This is a genomic window from Diaminobutyricibacter sp. McL0608 (assembly GCF_039613825.1).
GTDB lineage: Bacteria > Actinomycetota > Actinomycetes > Actinomycetales > Microbacteriaceae > Diaminobutyricibacter.
Genome location: NZ_CP154826.1, coordinates 2,808,577 through 2,825,245 on the forward strand (window position 1 = coordinate 2,808,577; position 16,669 = coordinate 2,825,245).

A 16,669-nucleotide genomic window follows, 5' to 3' on the forward strand; every position below is an offset into this window, starting at 1 on the left:
TACCGAAAGCCCGATCATTCGCAAAACCGACAAACGTGGGTTTCGCACCAAACGCGAGGCAGAACTGATCATCACTTTTGTTTTGACCCAAAAGTGCCCCTGGAGGGACTCGAAAACTAGCACAAGGGTTTAATGCCTGTTCAGGCCCGATAAAATCCGCGGAATTCCGGGCTTTTTGAACTCGTTGAGCCCGTTACGATCTCGTTGGATCTTCCACAAGTGTGGGCAAAATGTGGGCACGGATACCCTCCGCGAAGTGAGTGTGCATTGTGATGTCTCAAGACATCCCTGACAAAACTGTCTCAGGACATCTCTGACAGTTGATGTGTCAAGAGAGGGCGAAGCGGCCTCGGCAGGAGCGCCCGGGGTTACAAGGAACCTGCCACCTTGTTAGGAGCCCATCCCCAACTACTGGGCGCCAGGCCATGCAACCAGACATCTAGCTGACCAGTCGTGAATACGGGCTGGTCGGCAGGCCGATCAAACTACGTGTCCACCTGGCGCCGCGATATTGCTGAGACGTCGGTCTCGCGCGTCACAGATGCGCGTAGCGATATCTCGAAGTGAGGCGGAGAGCCACATATCGGCATCAAGGCCTTCGCTATAGTCCGCTCGCGCGATGCTGTTGACACGCCCGTCGTCCTCTAATCGCTTCACATTCTCGTAATTTGTTGGATCGGTCCAGACGCCCAGGGTGGCGCCCCCTTGACGCCCTACCAGCGAAAAGACCGGAACGTCGCTAGGGCCGTCCGCGATATAGATCATGTGCTGAATCGGCACTCGCCGTTCGTCGGGATCCATGCGCGCATTGACGTCAAGACCCGGCTCGACATTGACGCCCTTATTAATTTCGAAAATCGCTCGAGTCTTAGTCGTGTTGTCCAACACGTAACCGACTTGAGTCAACTTGTCAGTCATTTCCATGGAGCTTAGTTCTTCAAGATAGCCATTTCGCGGCGGGTCGGAAAGCAACTCGCAGGCCCAGATGCCGTCGACATGCTTGCGAATTGGGTTTCCCTCGATCATCTGTCGGAGTCCGGTGGAAACGATGTAGTGCTCGACTTTGATGTCGTTGTGCATGAACCGATCATTTTCGGAAACGATCGCGCGCATACGATCCATGAGTTGGGGCATCCCCGGCGCGAGTGGGACTAACGCGCCTAGCTCGCGCAACTTGGCGTTAGTTAGCCCCTCGAACGGTCCCCCGTCAATGTAGCTCAGCATGTGACCCAGATATGCCGTGTCTTTCGAGACGAGGAGCCCCCTCGACGCATAATGGCCCACCAGCGAGTTGACTTCATCCCAAAAGGCTCTGGCGTCGACACCATATTCGTCAAACAACGGTTGTTGCATGTATCCGGGTGTGAGCGTCTTATCAAAATCCCAGATGAACGCGATTACGTTCTGAGAGTTGAGCGGCGGTGGCATTAGGCCATTTCGACAGGCGAGAAGCGCATGGCTGCCTCGCGCGTCCACCAGCCTTGAATGCGTGCTGCAGTCCCGCGTAACCCTTCGTGCGCTGTGCCCAGCGCCGCCAGAGGCGCCAAGACGGTCACATCCCAGCCCCGGTCGGTGAGCGCATTAACCCCAACGCACACTCCGCGCCAATCCGGCCGATCTTGGATAATGCATTCAACCGAGTTGGTACGGCGCACGATTATGGCTTCGCAAATGTTGCTTGCCCCACAATCCGCCAGGCCAAATTGTTTTACAAGACTTTCCCAGGTGACAACCTCGGTCTCCTCACCAGCCGCCCTCCAGCGAATGCACGCCTCCTCGGCCACATCCGGGACCCCCACGTCGCGCAGTTCCTCTACATCGAACATGGACGAAGCCTACGGCCACGCAACGCTGCAGCGCTTCCGAAGCCGGTTCCGACACTCCGCACGAGAGCGAAAGAAGTCCTAGAGCCGTTGAGGTTGCCTTAATAGTGCATACGACGAACGCATTTCTAGGCGAGGGCCCGAATCGCTCGAGCGCAGTACGCCTAGACGGTCCACCCCATAACATTGACCCATGATTGGTCTGCCGACCCGAAACGCGCCTGCACCTGGCGCCTACATTCCAGCCGTACGCTTGCTGGCGGCATCGAAGGACTGTTGAGGCAGCGTGTTTACAGTCGATGCGAAGACGGCCGCCGAGATCTGGGACGCGGCTTGGTCGGAGATCACCACTCGAGGCAATCATCGGACGCATGTCCGAGGAAACTACCGTGAAGCACTACATTCCGTATTGTCACTTGAAGATCCACGGCAGCGTTGGGTGACGACCAGAGTTCCTCCGATCAATCCAGCATTTGCCCTTGCAGAAGTCATCTGGATATTGCGCGGCCGCAACGACTCAGCTTTCTTGACAGCCTGGAATGGCAAGCTTCCGTTTTACGCCGGTGAGGGCGCCGAGTTCTATGGTGCCTACGGTGAACGGCTCCGGTCCAGATTTGGTTTTGATCAGTTGTCGAGCGCAGCCGAGGTGCTCCGCTCCAGGCCAGACCAACGTCAGGTAGTCCTGCAGATCTGGGACGCGAGTTCAGACTTCCCGACAGGATCGGGAGACAGTCGCTCACCGGACATTCCGTGCAACGTTTCTTCCTTGCTGAAGGTAGTCGACGGACGGCTCGAGTGGCTCCAGGTGATGCGGAGCAATGATTTGGTGCGCGGCCTACCGTACAACCTAGTGCAATGGACAACCATCCAGGAGGTACTAGCGGGGTGGCTCGGCTTGGAGGTCGGAAGCTATGTTCACATTAGCGACAGCCTCCACATTTACGACGTGGATTCTTCCCAGTTCTCCGCGAGCACAAGCGGCGAGCTCCCGCTAAGCAGCGCTGACCTCCGCTTAGACGAACGGGAAAGTGAGCGGGTATTTGCCACTCTGGAGAACGCGGCGAATTCGCTCGCCGAGAGCGACTCGCCCGAAGCCGTATTGGCTCGCGCCGAGCCCGACGTACCCTCCGCTTACGCAGACTGGATCAAAGTGTTGGCTGGTGAACGACTTCGAAGACTTGGCCAAGCGGCCGAGGGGCTCGAATTGGCCGAGACGGTGGAGGACCGCGCGCTGCGAGCTGTCTCTCGTGCGTGGCATCTGAAGGCGCAAGAACGGGCCTAATGAGCGACCTGACGTTGGTTCAGTGGAGCGACCTTCATTTTGCTCCCGATGGATCACAAACGCTTCCGCCGAGCAGGGCGGTTGCGCTCGCTTCGGAGGCAGTACGCCGGGATTACGGCGGTGTGGCTGTGCAATTGGCGCTGTCCGGGGACATCACAACAAAGGGAAGGCAGCTTGGGTATGCCGAGGCAGCGACCGCTGTCCAGAGCGCAATTGCGCTTATGAACGTTTCTGCCGTCGTCGTATGCCCGGGTAATCACGACATCGGTGCCGTAGATCCAACCGGCTTCGTCGACTTTAACAGGTTTGCGTTCCGGGTCACGAACGATCCGAATCAGCAATGGGATTCGCGGAACCCGGTTCGAGTAGTGACCATGGGCGCTTACTCGATGGTTCTCGTGAATAGCGCGTACCGCGGCGACCACACTGTCGGAGCTGCGCCGCTTGCAGCCCTAGAGACGGCTTTAGGACGCACCCGATCTACGCACCAAGTTGTTATCTTGCATCACAGCCCGATCTCGAGCGCTTACGCCGGCGGAGGCATGGCCGACGCTTATGATCTGCTTGCCCTCGTCAGCAAGTTCGAAGTGTCTGCGGTACTCCACGGACACGTCCATAGTGATCAAGGACTCTACTTCGGCGGATACCCCACACTTCTATATGGCGCCGGCTCCCTTGGATACGAACCCGACCCAAACATGAATAACCAGTTCGTCGTCCACGAGTTCTCCGAGGGAAGGGCGTCACGACCTCGGCTCTATCGCTACTATCGCAATTTGGACCGATTTGGGAGCGACTCCGCATGATGCATATTGACAAGGACACCCCCGAAGAAGCTGTGGCCGAGGCAGTTCGCATTTGCTCGACCGAGGTTGTGATGAACCTCACACTCAGCTTCCGTATGGAGCTTCCTGCTACGTCGAGTGGGCTTCTATCTACCTTTCGAGAAGAGGCCGAGCGATGGCAGGAATCTCGGCGTCCGCAGAGCCTTCACCTCAATCATGGCGAATATATGTACGCACACGGAGACTGGCTGGACTCTATCGAAGGAGAACTTAGACGGAAACCCAGCTCGAATCGGGCGTGTGTGAGTCTGGTCAATTCTGCTCCAATTTTCGCCAGCGGCGATGGCCCACTGCCGAGCTTCATGCTTGTGCAATTCGGCTTCAGCGGTCCCGCACGCGACACCCTGTACGTCACCTCGTATTACAGGGCGCTAGAGGTCACGGCTTTCCTCCCCCTGAATGTGACAGAGATGGCACTAGTCGCCGAACGGCTGGCGGACAGGTTCCCGTCCATTGAGCGCGCCGAGGTCACTATGCATTCGTTCCGGGCGCACGCGAACCACGGATTTCGCGCCCACCAACGGTCGAAGCTCGACATGGCCACGCCGACACAAATTCACAGGTGGGTTGTTGATCGCAACTACTCGGAGCTCGCAGACTTGCTCCAGGAAAAGTCAGCTCCGGCGAGTATTATCGAGGACTCAGGCCTGACAATTCTCTGGAACGAGGCTCAGTCGGCGGGGTGGCAGAATGAGTTGCTCGATGAGTTAGAGCGGGCTTTGGGTCTCCTAACCGCTTTGCGAACAATGCGCGAGGTCGGTACGCATGAGAACCGAATCGACAGCCTTCAACGCCAGCTAACCGAACGCCTTCTCCGATGCGCAGAAATGATAAGACATGAGCAATGAACAAGCCGATGGAGCAAGCCTGAAGGCCCTCATCGCAATGCAGCAACGGTTCGACACCGAGCGCAATACAACCTTCTCTTGGGCGAGTCCAATCACCGAAAACGACGTACGGCCATTGCTTCACAACGTCTTGTCGCTAGCTGGCGAGGTGGGCGAAGTGGCGAACCTCGTCAAGAAGTTCGACCGCGGTGACTTCGAGTTCGAATCACTGATCAGGGAGCTACCGTCCGAGCTAGCAGACGTCGCCATCTATCTCTTCAAACTTGCATACCAATCAGGAATTGACCTTGAGATGGCGATCCTAGAGAAGATGAAAGTCAACGAAAACCGATTCCCAAAATCCGTTGACGAAAACGAAAAGCCATCGACACATTCGCTGGTAAGTACTGCGCAAGACCTCGCTGCCCTCCTGGAAGAGCGTGAAGTCGCGGCGCTCAGACGCCTCTACACTCTCGCGGAGGTGGTGCCGCCTGCAAGGACGAGCGAAGTAGTCCTCGGAGCCTTGCTTGCCACCGAGGTAGCCAAGCTTGCGGACGCAGAGGGGGACCACATCGGTCAAGAGCTTCGGTGGAAGGAGCTTCAACCTGCGGCCGCTTCCGCCGGCATGACCTACAGCGATCTAGTCCAGCTTGCGCGGCACGATCAAACAATAGCGGCAACGGTGGAACCACTCCTTTCGTCTGTGAGCGCGTCCACTGCATGAGTATCACGACGCGGGGACGCTTCATTGTCTTCGAGGGAATCGATGCGTCCGGAAAATCCACGCAAGTAAATCGGCTCGCCGAGATGGTAAGTGCGGCGGGCAGGAAGGTGCACATTACTGCCGAGCCCACAACAGGACCAATCGGTTCGCTTATTCGCCAGGCATTTAGTGGTCGCACACCCCTCGATGATCGAGTTATCGCCGCGCTATTCGTTGCCGATCGGATCGACCACCTCACGAATGAACGTGATGGCATCCTTGAGCTGCTCGGCCGAGGCATCGACGTCATTAGCGACCGCTATTACCTCTCGTCAGTTGCTTACCATTCGAGTGACATCGACATGAATTGGGTTGTCCGTGCCAACGAGCTGAGTACTGACCTCCTGCTTCCTGACCTGACGATCTATCTTGATGTCGCGCCAGCCGTCGCACTGCGCCGCCTCCAATCGCGAGCGCAGCAAACCGACAAGTTCGAAGTTTTCGAGCGCCTGAGTGCAGCACACAACAACTATGAGCGCGCTATCGAGCTGCTCGGAACCCGCGACAACATCCAAGTCATTTCGGCCGACGGAACTCTTGAAGAGATAGCGGTGGAGGTTCAAGCGGTAGTGAATAGATCAGCCGGGGATGTCTTCCAACAAGCGATTTCGACTGTGTGAGGGTCTGTGCTTTTCGAAGGTAACCTGGCCCGACTGCACGCCGCGGATTGGCAATAGTCAGCTGCTGACTTTCATTTAGTGTCTGCGCTGGCGAACAATTTCGCCTGCTCAAGCACCAGCTCGATCGCCTTTTCCTCCTGATCGGGCGGATAGTCGTAGCGGTCGAGGAGCTTTCGGATCTTCGAGCGCATGGTCGCCTGAACGCTTTCCTTGAGGTTCCAGTCGATCGTCGCGCTCTGTCGAACTGCGACAACGAGATTGCGCGCAATCTCCTTCAGCACATCGTCCCCGAGCTCCATGACAGCTGCGTCGTTCTGGGCGACTGCATCGTAGAAGGCGACCTCATCCTCTCGTAGGCCGAGAGCTTCGTGTCGCTTAGTGCTGTCGCGCATTTGCTTTGCTAGCTTGACGAGTTCGGCGATGATCTCGGCGGTCGTGAGCGATCGGTTTGTGTATCGGTTGATCGCCTCTTCGAGCTGCTCGGAGAACTTGCGCCCCAGCACGAGATTAATACGCTGAAGCGAGCGGATCTGATCGTTGATCAGGCGACGTAGTAGGCCCATCTGAAGGTTCGGCTTATCCTTACCGGCGAGCGAGTCAAGGAAGTCGTCCGAGAGAATCGATAGCTCAGGAGTCTCAACGCCGGCAAGCGCGTAAATGTCCATCACCTGGTCCGCGGCAACGGCTTCGTTGACGAGTTGGCCGATGGCTGTGTCGATCTCGACCGCTCCAACTCCCCCGCGTCCAGCATCCGGGTTGAGGATCTTGAGAATTGCAGAGCGAACATCAATGAACATTCGTACGTCGTTTCGAATTGCGGCTGCCTCGTCTCGTGCACCGCACAGGGCGAAGACCTTGGCCAGCGCAAGTGCCTGGTCATTGAATCGCGGTATCCGATCGGGATCAGCCATCACGAAGTCAAGCACCTTGGCGTGCTGCGCAAGCCGTTCAGCGGGCGGAAGATCCGGCGACGAGTTGTACTCACAGCCGTGGATGATGCCACGGACAACATCGTGCTTATCGAGCATCGCGTCGACCAGCTCTTCGATCGGCACCCCGGCCTGGTCGCGGTCGGACGGTGAGTATTCTTGCAGTGCTTCCTGAAGCTTTGAAAAGACCCCGATGTAATCGACGACCAGCCCACCTGGCTTGTCTCGAAACGTACGGTTGACCCGGGCGATCGCTTGCATTAGTCCGGCGCCCTGCATGGTCTTGTCCACGTACATCGTGTGCATCGATGGCGCATCGAAGCCTGTAAGCCACATGTCGCGAACGATCACGAGTTCGAGCGGATCATCCGGGTTCTTCGCCCGCACCTTGAGCTCCTTACGAACATCTTTTGAGTGGAGATGCGGCTGGAAACTTGCGGGATCGGCCGCGGAGCCGGTCATCACGACCTTGATCTTGCCCATTGCCAAGTCGTCAGAGTGCCAGTCCGGCCGAAGAGCAACGATCTTCTCGTAGAGACAAACGGCGATGCGACGGCTCATCACGACGATCATGCCCTTGCCGAATAGAGCCTCGCGGCGCCTCTCCCAATGCTCCACGATGTCGCGTGCCACCATGTCGAGTCGGTCCTCGGCACCCACGATTGCCTCAAGCCGCGACCAGCGGGACTTCGCTTTAAGGGCCTCGGACTCCTCCACCTGCTCGGTGATCTCATCCGCCATTTCATCGAGGGCCTCATAGTCGCTGGTGCTGAGTTCGACTTTTGCGAGACGGGACTCGTAGTAGATCTTCACCGTCGCGCCGTCCTCGACCGCGCGGGTGAGGTCGTAGACGTCGATGTAGTCACCAAACACAGCCCGCGTGGACTTATCGTTCGATTCGATCGGTGTGCCGGTGAAGCCGAGGTAGGTCGCTCCGGGAAGTGCATCGCGAAGGTGCTTGGCCAAGCCAGCGCGCAATTGCCCCTTCGAGTCGAGCTTCTCACCGAAGCCATACTGCGAGCGATGGGCCTCGTCGGCGACCACAACCACATTGCGACGGTCGGCGAGAACCGGAGCGCGATCGCCGTCTTCGCCTGGTGCGAACTTCTGCAGCGTCGTGAACACAATGCCACCCGATGCCCTACGGAGCAGCTCTCGGAGCTCTACTCGGGTATCGGCCTGAACTGGCCGTTCGGGAAGGATGCGGGCAGGTGCAAAGACCTCGCCGAAAAGCTGGTCGTCGAGATCGTTTCGGTCAGTGATGAAAACCAGAGTCGGATTACTCATACGCGGATCCCGCATAATCTTCGCGGCGTAGAACACCATCTCGAAGCTCTTGCCCGATCCTTGGGTGTGCCAGACGACTCCACCACGGCGATCGCCACCCGGGCTCGATGCCACTACCGTCGACTCAACGGCGGCGTTGACAGCCCAGTATTGGTGGTACTTTGCCACGCGCTTGACAAGGACTTTCGTCGGCTGCCCGCTGGCCTTGTCGGTCGTGGTTTCTTCGCTGAACACCACAAAGTTGCGGATGATGTCGAGGAAGCGCGCCTGGTCGAAGACGCCTTTGATCGCCGTCTCCAGTGCAGGAAGGTTGGTGACAACTTCGCGGCCCTCAATGGTCTTCCACGGCGCGTAGTGCTCGAAGCCGCCGGTGAAGGAACTCATCGCAGCCGAGGTGCCGTCCGAGATGAGGCTAACTGCGTTCGCTGTGAACACCGACGGGATGTCGGATCGGTACGTCTGGATCTGGTTCCAGGCGCTCTTTAGCGTGGCGTTCTCGCTGGCTGGGTTCTTCAACTCCAGAAGTCCGAGCGGCAGGCCGTTCAGGAAGAGCAGGACATCGGGTCGGCGTTTTTTGCCATTCTCAACGATCGTGTATTGGTTAACGGCTAACCAGTCGTTGTTGTTTGGCTCGTCGAAATCGATAAGCCAGATGCGCGTCGTGCGTACCTCGCCGCCCTCGTCGCGGTACTCGACAGGCACGCCTTCGGTGAGGAGCTTGTGGACGCGCGCGTTCTCGTCGACCGGGCTCTGTGACTCGGCACGCTCTAGGCGTTTGACCGCCTCATCTAAGAGCGTTCGGTCTACTCCCGGGTTGATTCGACGAACGGCATCGCGAAGACGACCGTAGAGGTATACCTGCTCGAACGACGTCCGTTCCTCGCCGGGTTCGCCGGGCGCCAACAGCGGGCCATAACCCGTGTGATAACCCAGCTGACGGAAGTAGTCCAGCGCGGCGAGCTCGACCAGGTTCTCGTTCATGTTTCCGCTCAAGAGGCCGTCTCCACGATTGACCCGTCAACCCAGCGCGCGAGAACGCTCAACGCAGCGAGATACTCCAGCGCGACGTGCTTATCGATGTCTGCCGGGTCCTCGTGATTGAACGGGTTACGGATGCCGGCGTAAATGCCCTCAGCAAAGGCCATCGCGCCGCGCTGTACCGAACTGTAAGTGTCACTGCTGTCCGGCTCCATGCGGCGTAGACGCGGCCTGCCTGCTTCCGCCGGTTTTTCCGTGAAGGCCTCCTGGAACAGCCTCGTCTCGCTTAGGTCGCGACGCCCTAGCTTGTTCTGAGTCTCGGCGTTCACCTTCTTGGCTGCGTCCTCAACCGCCGAGCGGAAGTGTCCAGACTGCCAGAGCGAGCGGGCGCCGCCCCAGACCCACGGATGAAGATCGGCAGCCGAGATTTCAGGAGCGTCGTCGCCAAGGTTCGACGTGATCTCTTGTTGACGCACGAGCGCTTCGCGTGCCCGAATCGCAGCCTCTCGGTGGCGGGTCCAACGGTTCTCCTTCGACAGCTCGACTTCGGTGCGCCAGCGGGGGAGGACACGATCCAGAATTTGCTCTACCACTTGCGCTTGCTTTGCCACATCTGCATCAGATGCCGCAGTACTCGATTTATTCGAGATAGAGACGATGCCGTCGCCAACGAAACTGTTGTTGGTCAATACAGTCTGCTCGATGAACTTGTCGAACTCGCCAAGCGCCCATTCTGTGTTGAGACCCGTCACGGCGCGAACTCCAAATCTGCCAACGACTCACCAGTCCGGAGACCACCAGACAGCAACTCAGGCATCAACCCATCGCGGAGAGCGGTCAGGCGTACGATTTCGCGCTCGGCGTGCAAGAGCCAGTCCCACACCGGGGACAACTTTGCGTCGAGCACGCGGAGCGCGTCAGCGCTTGGCACCGCAACGGCTGTGGATTCGAGGTGGCCGCGTTGAATATGCCCCATTGTCGTCGCCTTATCCTTCGCGACAGCCTGGAACAAAGGCATCACTGCTTTGAGCCGATCGAACACAAACCATGCCGGATAACCCGAGGGGATCACTTTGAATATGTGCTGATTGATAATCGCCTCGTCTAGGGCCCATCGGTAGACCCCCAACGACCCTGACCAAGACATAAGGATGTCGCCGGCTCGCGCCGTCTTCGTCTCTGGCACCTCAATGTCGTTGTAGACCGTCGAGCCACCAGGGCCGGAGTTGAGTTCCGCGATGCGGATAACCATCCGTCCAGTACCGGTGGCGCCCTTTGTGTACGCGCCGCCGTTGACAAATGCCGCAAGGCTCGCGACCGGATTCCGTGTGCTTTCATCTGCGAGTGCCTCCGCCACACACGCCGCAAGGAGAGCTGGCACGAGCTCGACCAGTCGACGATTCGACTCGACCTTTTCGTCGAGGGCACCGAGCATCGCAGCAATGGCGCGCTGCTCATCGACTGACGGCAAGTCCAGCTCAATCTTCACCAGTTCGGACTGACGTATACCTGACACAGTCGTCCCAGTGGTACGCGACATTAGTTGATGTCGCACATGGCCTCCGCGTAGCAAGTACGAGAGATACCGGCCGTCAAGGATCTCCGGTCTTCCTCTGAGGGCAAAAAGCCGCTGGCCAACCGCCCAATCGACGTCCTCAGCGATGTATGCCACTTCTCCTGTTGGCGCTTCGGACGTAAGGAGGACATCTCCAGCCCGCAGAGGCTCCTTCATCCATTTTGTGTAGAGTCGATCGTCCACGTAGTGATGGTCGTTGTCGTCCACTCGATTGCCTTTAACGTTGAGCGCAGACACGACTCGATGTCCCGCCGCCGACCAGTCTCCACCCAACTTCTTGGGAGTCATACCGCGGTGATCGATAAGCGCCGCAAGCGCATCTCCGAGGCGCAAATGCGTTCTCACCTCAAAGCCCCTAGGCGCGCTTTGATCTCATCTTCGAGCCGCCGCCCGCGCTCAAATTCGGCAAAGAGTTCCTCGGTAAGGCGTTCGATCTTTTGATCGAGAGGCTCCACATCCACTTCAGCCGCCTCGGCGCCAACATACCGACCAGGTGTGAGCACAAACTCGTGCTCACGGATCTCCTCAAGCTTGGCTGATTTCGCGAAGCCCGGCACGTCGACGTACCCGCCATCGTGATTACGCCAAGCGTGATACGTGCCAGCAATCTTCTGGATGTCTTCGTCGGCCAGAACCCGCAGCCGACGGCTCTCCATCGTGCCAAGATTCCGGGCATCGATGAACAGCACCTCGCCCCGGCGCTCACGATGGCCATTGCCGTGGCGTTCCTTCGATACAAACCACAGTGATACTGGGATGCCGGTGTTAAAGAAGAGCTTGTCGGGCATCGCGACGATGCAGTCCACCAGCTCTGCCTCCACGAGCTTGCGACGAATGATGCCTTCTCCCCCGCTCCTTGAACTCAGCGAACCGTTCGCAAGCACAAAGCCCGCAGTCCCCCTCGCACTCAGGTGATAAATGAAATGCTGCACCCAAGCGAAGTTGGCGTTACCTTCAGGGGGCGTGCCGTACTTCCAGCGTGGATCGTCGGCGAGCTTGGCATCCCACCAGTTGCTGACGTTAAACGGCGGGTTGGCAAGAATAAAGTCGGCGCGAAGGTCGGGATGCAGATCATTGGTGAATGAATCACCCGATGATTTGCCGAGGTCAGATTCGATTCCACGTAACGCGAGGTTCATCTTGGCAAGCTTCCATGTGGTGTCCGTGTACTCCTGGCCAAATACTGAGATGTCGTTGCGCTGGCCGCCGTGTGCCTTCACAAATTCGGCGGACTGAACGAACATGCCGCCCGAGCCGCAAGCTGGGTCGTAGACGCGGCCCTTGTACGGCTCGAGCATCTCTACGAGCGTCTTGACGACGGAGCGCGGTGTGTAGAACGCACCGGCGTCCTTGCCAGTTTCCTTGCCGGCGAACTGCCCGAGGAAGTACTCATATACGCGCCCGAGCACATCGTCGGAGCCGTGATCGTCGCTTTCGGTGAAGCCGATCGAGCCAATTAGGTCGACGAGCTGCCCAAGGCGACCCTTGTCTAGACCCTCTCGGCCGTAGTTACGCGGGAGGACGCCGCGGACGCTTGGGTTCTCCTTCTCGATTAGGTCCATAGCAGTGTCAATATCCTGCCCGATGCTCGGGAGCTTCGCCTGGGACTGTATCGTTCCCCAACGCGCCTGCTCGGGCACCCAGAAGACGTTGTGGCTTGCGTATTCGTCCCTGCTTTCGAGGTATCGGCCGCGACGATCTGGATTCGGGATATAGTCCTCGGACCCTGGGTCGCTCAGCGATGCTTCAATAGCCGCTCGACGCTCTTCAAAACGATCCGAAATGTACTTAAGAAACACCAAACCCAGTACCACATGCTTGTACTCACTCGGCTCTTGGTTTCCCCGGAGGGCATCAGCAGCGTCCCAGAGGCGCTGCTCGAGTGTCTTTTGCAGCTTGGGTTTCGCGGGCCGTTCCATCGGTGCTCTTCCTCCTGCGCGTTGTTTCGCGCGAATGTCGTGAAATCCCAGTGTTTCTTTCTCAGAGTATCCAGCAGCGGCCACCTTGCTAGGGAATGCGCCCGCCGGAACTTGTCGCGTCTCGTGAGGCACTGCTCACCCGTTGCACGTCGCCTGAGTGGCTCGCTGTTGCCTCTCCTTGGGAGTTGCCGATTTTCGGCGTCCGCCGGCACCAGCCACGAACGGGTCTCACAAAGAACTGGCGGCGAGCGAGTTGCGCCGAGAAACGAGTGAAGGAAGGAAGAAAGGAAGAAAGAAAAGGACCGACGGAACCAAGGCGAACGGAATGGAGAGCGTGAGTGAAATGAAGGACGAAGCGAAGACCAAGGAAAAGGGACAAAAGAGAAAAAGTGGATGCACGCAGGCACCCTGCCGGGATGTGCGCGTCATTTGCGCGCGAATGCTGTACGGAAAACGGAATGTACAGGTATGCGAGGTGGTGTGGCCCGCTGGAAGCGCGGGCAAAGGTCCCAAGGGGTGAAGCAAGCGGTTCACTATGCCTTCGGTGGGGTATGCGACTCGACCCTGACCGCTAAGACAGCTGACGGTGCTCTGGCCGCGGCGGACTACGCGGACGCGGTAATGACCCGATACATCGTAGAGAATGGTGCCATCCGCGATGACCTTCTCACGCGTCGCCAGCTCAGGGACTGGGTGGATGGGGTCGACCCGCTTACCGATGAACGGCGGGGCACGAGTATCGATTCTCCGGCCGCGGATCTGATCTTGGACACGACGATTAACGCGCCGAAGTCCTACTCGATCGCTGCCATGCTCGACCCCGACTTGGCTGCCGCGTACGAGGACCTGCAGGACCGGTTGCGAGACCGGATTATCAAGCTCTGGCGAACCGATCTCAACGCCCGCCGGGGCCACGGTGGCGCCATCCGCGAAGGCCTCGCGCGTGTGGAAGTGGTGGAGTTGCGGCATGAGCGGTCACGTTCGCTGGATCCGCACAAGCACCGGCATCTCTGGCTGAACGTCAAAGTCCAAGGCATCGACGGGAAGTGGTCGAATGTGGACACTCGCGTGGCGTTGCGGTTCCAGAACGTAATCAACGCTGAAGGCGACCTCGCCTCTCGCACCGACCCTTCGTGGATTTCCGCCCTCGCCGCGAAGGGCTTCACACTCGACGCGGACGGCGAGATTGCGCAGCTGCTGCACCTGGTCCGGCCTGTGTCGAAGCGGTCCGGGCAGATCGAGGCGAACAAAGCCGTCCGGACACGCTGGTGGAAGGACCAGCATCCTGGCCAGGAGCCGTCCCGGGATGTTCTGAACCAGATTGACCGGTGGGCATGGGCGGCCGGCCGGCCGGACAAGCCCGGCCAACTCAACGAGGACGATTGGGCCGAAGTTGTCCGCGACGAGCTGACAAACGCTGACCCGCGACTCAGCCAAGCGCGCAGTTCTCTATCAGTCTCTAGCGAGTCCATTGCGGAGCTGGACCTCGAGCTGTTGGCGGCCAAAGCGATCGTGGATGCCGACGCCCGCTCGACCGGTACCGGTGGGCGGTTCAGCGCGATGGACGTACGGGCCGGCGCGATCCGGGCCATCGCCGCGTCTCGCATAATCGTGGACAGAGACGAGCTGGACTCACTAATCGATGACGTCACGTCGGACGCGATCCGGACTCACGCGGTCACACTCCTTTCGGCGCCGAACGTCCCCCTGCACATCAAAGGGCTAATGGCGACCTCAACAGCCGCGTTAAAGGCAACCCTCGCTCGCCGAATCGAATCAATATCCACGCCGGGCGAAGCCCTGGTCTCGGATCAGATCAAGAAAGTCTGCAACGCACTCGAAACCGAACGCACCCTGGACGCCGGACAGATCGACGGCGCCGCTGCAATCGCGGGAACAGCCCGAAGCGTCGCCATCCGCGGTGCCGCAGGAACGGGGAAGACGACCATGCTCAAAGTAGCCGGCGCCGCCCTGCGACGTCACGGACACGACATGATCATCGTGGCGCCAACCAAGAAGGCCTCAGCCGTCGCCGGCCTCGAGACGCAAAGTGCCTCATCGTCGCTCCACCAGCTTCTCCACGACTACGGATGGCGGTGGACCACCAACGACGCCGGAGCTACGAAGTGGACGCAGCTCCGGGCTGGAGAGTATGACCCAAGCGCGGGAACTATCTATGAGGGGCCGAGGACCAAGATCCGCGCAGGAGATCGAATCGTCGTCGATGAAGCCGGCATGCTCGACCTCGAAGCCGCAACCGCTCTTCTCGACGTGCTTGAGCGGACGGACGCAGGTGTCGCCGTAGTCGGCGATGAACGCCAAGCCCTCCCCGTCGGACACTCCGGGGCGATGGCTCTCTTCTGGCGCAACGCGGCCGATCGAGTCGAGCTCACGACAATTCACCGTTACGACGATCCTGCTTGGGCCGATCTAACAGCTCGGCTCCGCGACGCCGGCAGTAGGGAACATGCAAGGACTGTCGCCGAAGATCTGGAGCGAACCGGACATGTTGTTCTCGCGAACAACGATGTCCAGGCCCGCGAGGCGATGGTGAAGTCCTGGTTCGATGCGTCTCGGAAGGGGCAGAGAATCGCTCTTGTCACTGCAACGCATGCGGAGGCTCAAATCGTCAGCGAAGCGATCCAAGCCCAGCGCATTAATTCAGGCGACGTCGCTGTAGAGGAATCAACCTTGGGCCAATCGGCCCAGACCATATTCAAGGGTGACGTTGTCCAAACTCGCCGTAATGACAGTGCTTTCGATGTACAGAACCGTCAGAGCTGGATCGTCAAGACGATCACTCCCGGCCATGTGATTCTCGAGTCGGTCTTCGACTCATCCGACCTTCGCAAGGTCTCCCACGAATATGCGGCTTCATACGTTCACTTGGCATACGCCTCGACCGTATACGGCGTTCAGGGTGAGACTACAGACCAGTCCCTCGTGGGACCTGGCGTCGATGCCGCTGGGCTCTACGTCGGCCTGACCCGAGGAAAGCAACACAATGCCGCCATCGTGATCGCCCCGACAGAAGAGGATGCGACATCACAATTGGTCGAGACAATGCAAAGACAAGTAATCGAAGAGACGCTCGAGAAGTCACGCCTGGCAGCTCGAGCCGAACTGACCCGCGCAGCCCGAACAGAGGTCAATCCGCTGAGCCTTTCAACGGCTGTGCGCACCGCATCAGCAGGGATGCACTGAAGTTTCAATCCGAGGCCTTATTGGGGAATCAGCCCCCTCGCACAGATTACTCTTCCGACCGTATTGCCGCCGCCCAAGGATCCTTCCTGAGCGTCGTACCAAAAGAGCGCCACTCCCAGCGCATCTGCCCGTTCTCTGGCGATAGGTCGCACGCCACCACGGAGGAAGATCAAGGCACGACGGCCGTCCGCGGCTGAAAGCCTCGACGCTCGTTCCACAGCCGCCACATCAAGGTTCCCGTGTTGATCAAAGACCCAACCGAGGTAGTGACCGCTGTAAAGGTCGCACAGCCGTCGCGCCTGACCTGAAGCCGCGACAGTCTCGGAAGCGCCGAGGTACACCATCCACTTCCGGCACCACTCGACGGCTTCCTCGCCCGACACCCCGTATGGTCTTGGCCCTGGCTCCTCGGCTGGCACATTAACAGTTCCCATCAGACCACCGGGGCTCCGCCCCCTTCAGCCACCGGCTCCACGTGCCAAAACGTGCTTAGGCGTGGCGTTAGAGTGCGGCGTCGCGCGGCGGTGAACTCCGAATCGTAGTCTGCCGAGACCTCTGGGATGGCCCACGCCGCAATCACTTCAGGTGGGGTGTCGGCGTGGTGCTCGCGAAGCCT

At 59.0% G+C, this 16,669-nt stretch carries 12 protein-coding genes; 6 read left to right on the forward strand and 6 right to left on the reverse strand.

The annotated features are described in order from the left end of the window. Nucleotides 1–480: 480 nt before the first annotated feature. The gene (locus AAYO93_RS13395) at nucleotides 481–1,428 is read right to left on the reverse strand and encodes an HAD family hydrolase (protein ID WP_345761680.1); all 948 of its coding nucleotides are present in this window, start codon (nucleotides 1,426–1,428) and stop codon (nucleotides 481–483) included. Beyond that, the gene (locus tag AAYO93_RS13400; RefSeq protein WP_345761681.1) at nucleotides 1,428–1,826 is read right to left on the reverse strand and encodes a hypothetical protein; all 399 of its coding nucleotides are present in this window, start codon (nucleotides 1,824–1,826) and stop codon (nucleotides 1,428–1,430) included. Before AAYO93_RS13400 ends, AAYO93_RS13395 begins: the two co-directional genes overlap by 1 nt. Nucleotides 1,827–2,109: 283 nt before the next feature. Here AAYO93_RS13400 and AAYO93_RS13405 point away from each other — a divergent pair, with 283 nt between their 5' ends. From AAYO93_RS13405 to tmk, 5 genes are read left to right on the forward strand one after another with little or no spacing between them, the layout of a single operon-like run. After that, on the forward strand, nucleotides 2,110–3,105 hold the full coding sequence (locus tag AAYO93_RS13405) for a thymidylate synthase (RefSeq protein ID WP_345761682.1): 996 nt from the start codon (nucleotides 2,110–2,112) through the stop codon (nucleotides 3,103–3,105). Further along, the gene (locus AAYO93_RS13410; RefSeq protein WP_345761683.1) at nucleotides 3,105–3,911 is read left to right on the forward strand and encodes a metallophosphoesterase family protein; all 807 of its coding nucleotides are present in this window, start codon (nucleotides 3,105–3,107) and stop codon (nucleotides 3,909–3,911) included. The genes AAYO93_RS13405 and AAYO93_RS13410 overlap by 1 nt, the downstream gene beginning before the upstream one ends. Then, nucleotides 3,908–4,798, forward strand: coding sequence for a hypothetical protein (locus AAYO93_RS13415; protein WP_345761684.1), 891 nt, complete (start codon nucleotides 3,908–3,910; stop codon nucleotides 4,796–4,798). The genes AAYO93_RS13410 and AAYO93_RS13415 overlap by 4 nt, the downstream gene beginning before the upstream one ends. Then, complete coding sequence (locus AAYO93_RS13420) at nucleotides 4,788–5,501, forward strand: hypothetical protein (protein WP_345761685.1); 714 nt, start codon at nucleotides 4,788–4,790, stop codon at nucleotides 5,499–5,501. The genes AAYO93_RS13415 and AAYO93_RS13420 overlap by 11 nt, the downstream gene beginning before the upstream one ends. After that, nucleotides 5,498–6,160, forward strand: a complete 663-nt coding sequence (gene tmk, locus AAYO93_RS13425; RefSeq protein ID WP_345761686.1) for a dTMP kinase — start codon at nucleotides 5,498–5,500, stop codon at nucleotides 6,158–6,160. Before AAYO93_RS13420 ends, tmk begins: the two co-directional genes overlap by 4 nt. 71 nt (nucleotides 6,161–6,231) lie before the next feature. On the opposite strand, the gene AAYO93_RS13430 is transcribed toward tmk, so the two are convergent. From AAYO93_RS13430 to AAYO93_RS13445, 4 genes are all read right to left on the reverse strand, one after another. After that, nucleotides 6,232–9,357, reverse strand: coding sequence for a type I restriction endonuclease subunit R (locus AAYO93_RS13430; protein WP_345761687.1), 3,126 nt, complete (start codon nucleotides 9,355–9,357; stop codon nucleotides 6,232–6,234). Between the two features lie 8 nt (nucleotides 9,358–9,365). Further along, complete coding sequence (locus AAYO93_RS13435; protein ID WP_345761688.1) at nucleotides 9,366–10,106, reverse strand: TIGR02391 family protein; 741 nt, start codon at nucleotides 10,104–10,106, stop codon at nucleotides 9,366–9,368. Then, nucleotides 10,103–11,137 (reverse strand): restriction endonuclease subunit S, encoded by a 1,035-nt coding sequence (locus tag AAYO93_RS13440; protein ID WP_345761689.1) that lies wholly within the window; start codon nucleotides 11,135–11,137, stop codon nucleotides 10,103–10,105. Before AAYO93_RS13440 ends, AAYO93_RS13435 begins: the two co-directional genes overlap by 4 nt. A 134-nt stretch (nucleotides 11,138–11,271) precedes the next feature. Then, entirely contained in the window at nucleotides 11,272–12,849 is a 1,578-nt protein-coding gene (locus AAYO93_RS13445; protein ID WP_345764887.1) for a type I restriction-modification system subunit M, read from the reverse strand. A 621-nt stretch (nucleotides 12,850–13,470) separates the two neighbouring features. Between AAYO93_RS13445 and AAYO93_RS13450 the strand changes: the two genes are divergently transcribed. Beyond that, a complete protein-coding gene (locus AAYO93_RS13450) occupies nucleotides 13,471–16,053 on the forward strand; it encodes an AAA family ATPase (protein ID WP_345761690.1) in 2,583 nt (860 codons plus the stop codon). Nucleotides 16,054–16,669: the final 616 nt, after the last annotated feature.

What these genes read in the sequence shown, in the direction of transcription:
- AAYO93_RS13395 (WP_345761680.1), bottom strand. Translation starts at nt 1,428, where the DNA reads ATGCCACCGCCGCTCAACTCTCAGAACGTAATCGCGTTCATCTGGGAT.
- AAYO93_RS13400 (WP_345761681.1), bottom strand. Translation starts at nt 1,826, where the DNA reads ATGTTCGATGTAGAGGAACTGCGCGACGTGGGGGTCCCGGATGTGGCC.
- AAYO93_RS13410 (WP_345761683.1), top strand. Translation starts at nt 3,105, where the DNA reads ATGAGCGACCTGACGTTGGTTCAGTGGAGCGACCTTCATTTTGCTCCC.
- AAYO93_RS13415 (WP_345761684.1), top strand. Translation starts at nt 3,908, where the DNA reads ATGATGCATATTGACAAGGACACCCCCGAAGAAGCTGTGGCCGAGGCA.
- AAYO93_RS13420 (WP_345761685.1), top strand. Translation starts at nt 4,788, where the DNA reads ATGAGCAATGAACAAGCCGATGGAGCAAGCCTGAAGGCCCTCATCGCA.
- tmk (WP_345761686.1), top strand. Translation starts at nt 5,498, where the DNA reads ATGAGTATCACGACGCGGGGACGCTTCATTGTCTTCGAGGGAATCGAT.
- AAYO93_RS13430 (WP_345761687.1), bottom strand. Translation starts at nt 9,357, where the DNA reads ATGAACGAGAACCTGGTCGAGCTCGCCGCGCTGGACTACTTCCGTCAG.
- AAYO93_RS13445 (WP_345764887.1), bottom strand. Translation starts at nt 12,849, where the DNA reads ATGGAACGGCCCGCGAAACCCAAGCTGCAAAAGACACTCGAGCAGCGC.
- AAYO93_RS13450 (WP_345761690.1), top strand. Translation starts at nt 13,471, where the DNA reads ATGACCCGATACATCGTAGAGAATGGTGCCATCCGCGATGACCTTCTC.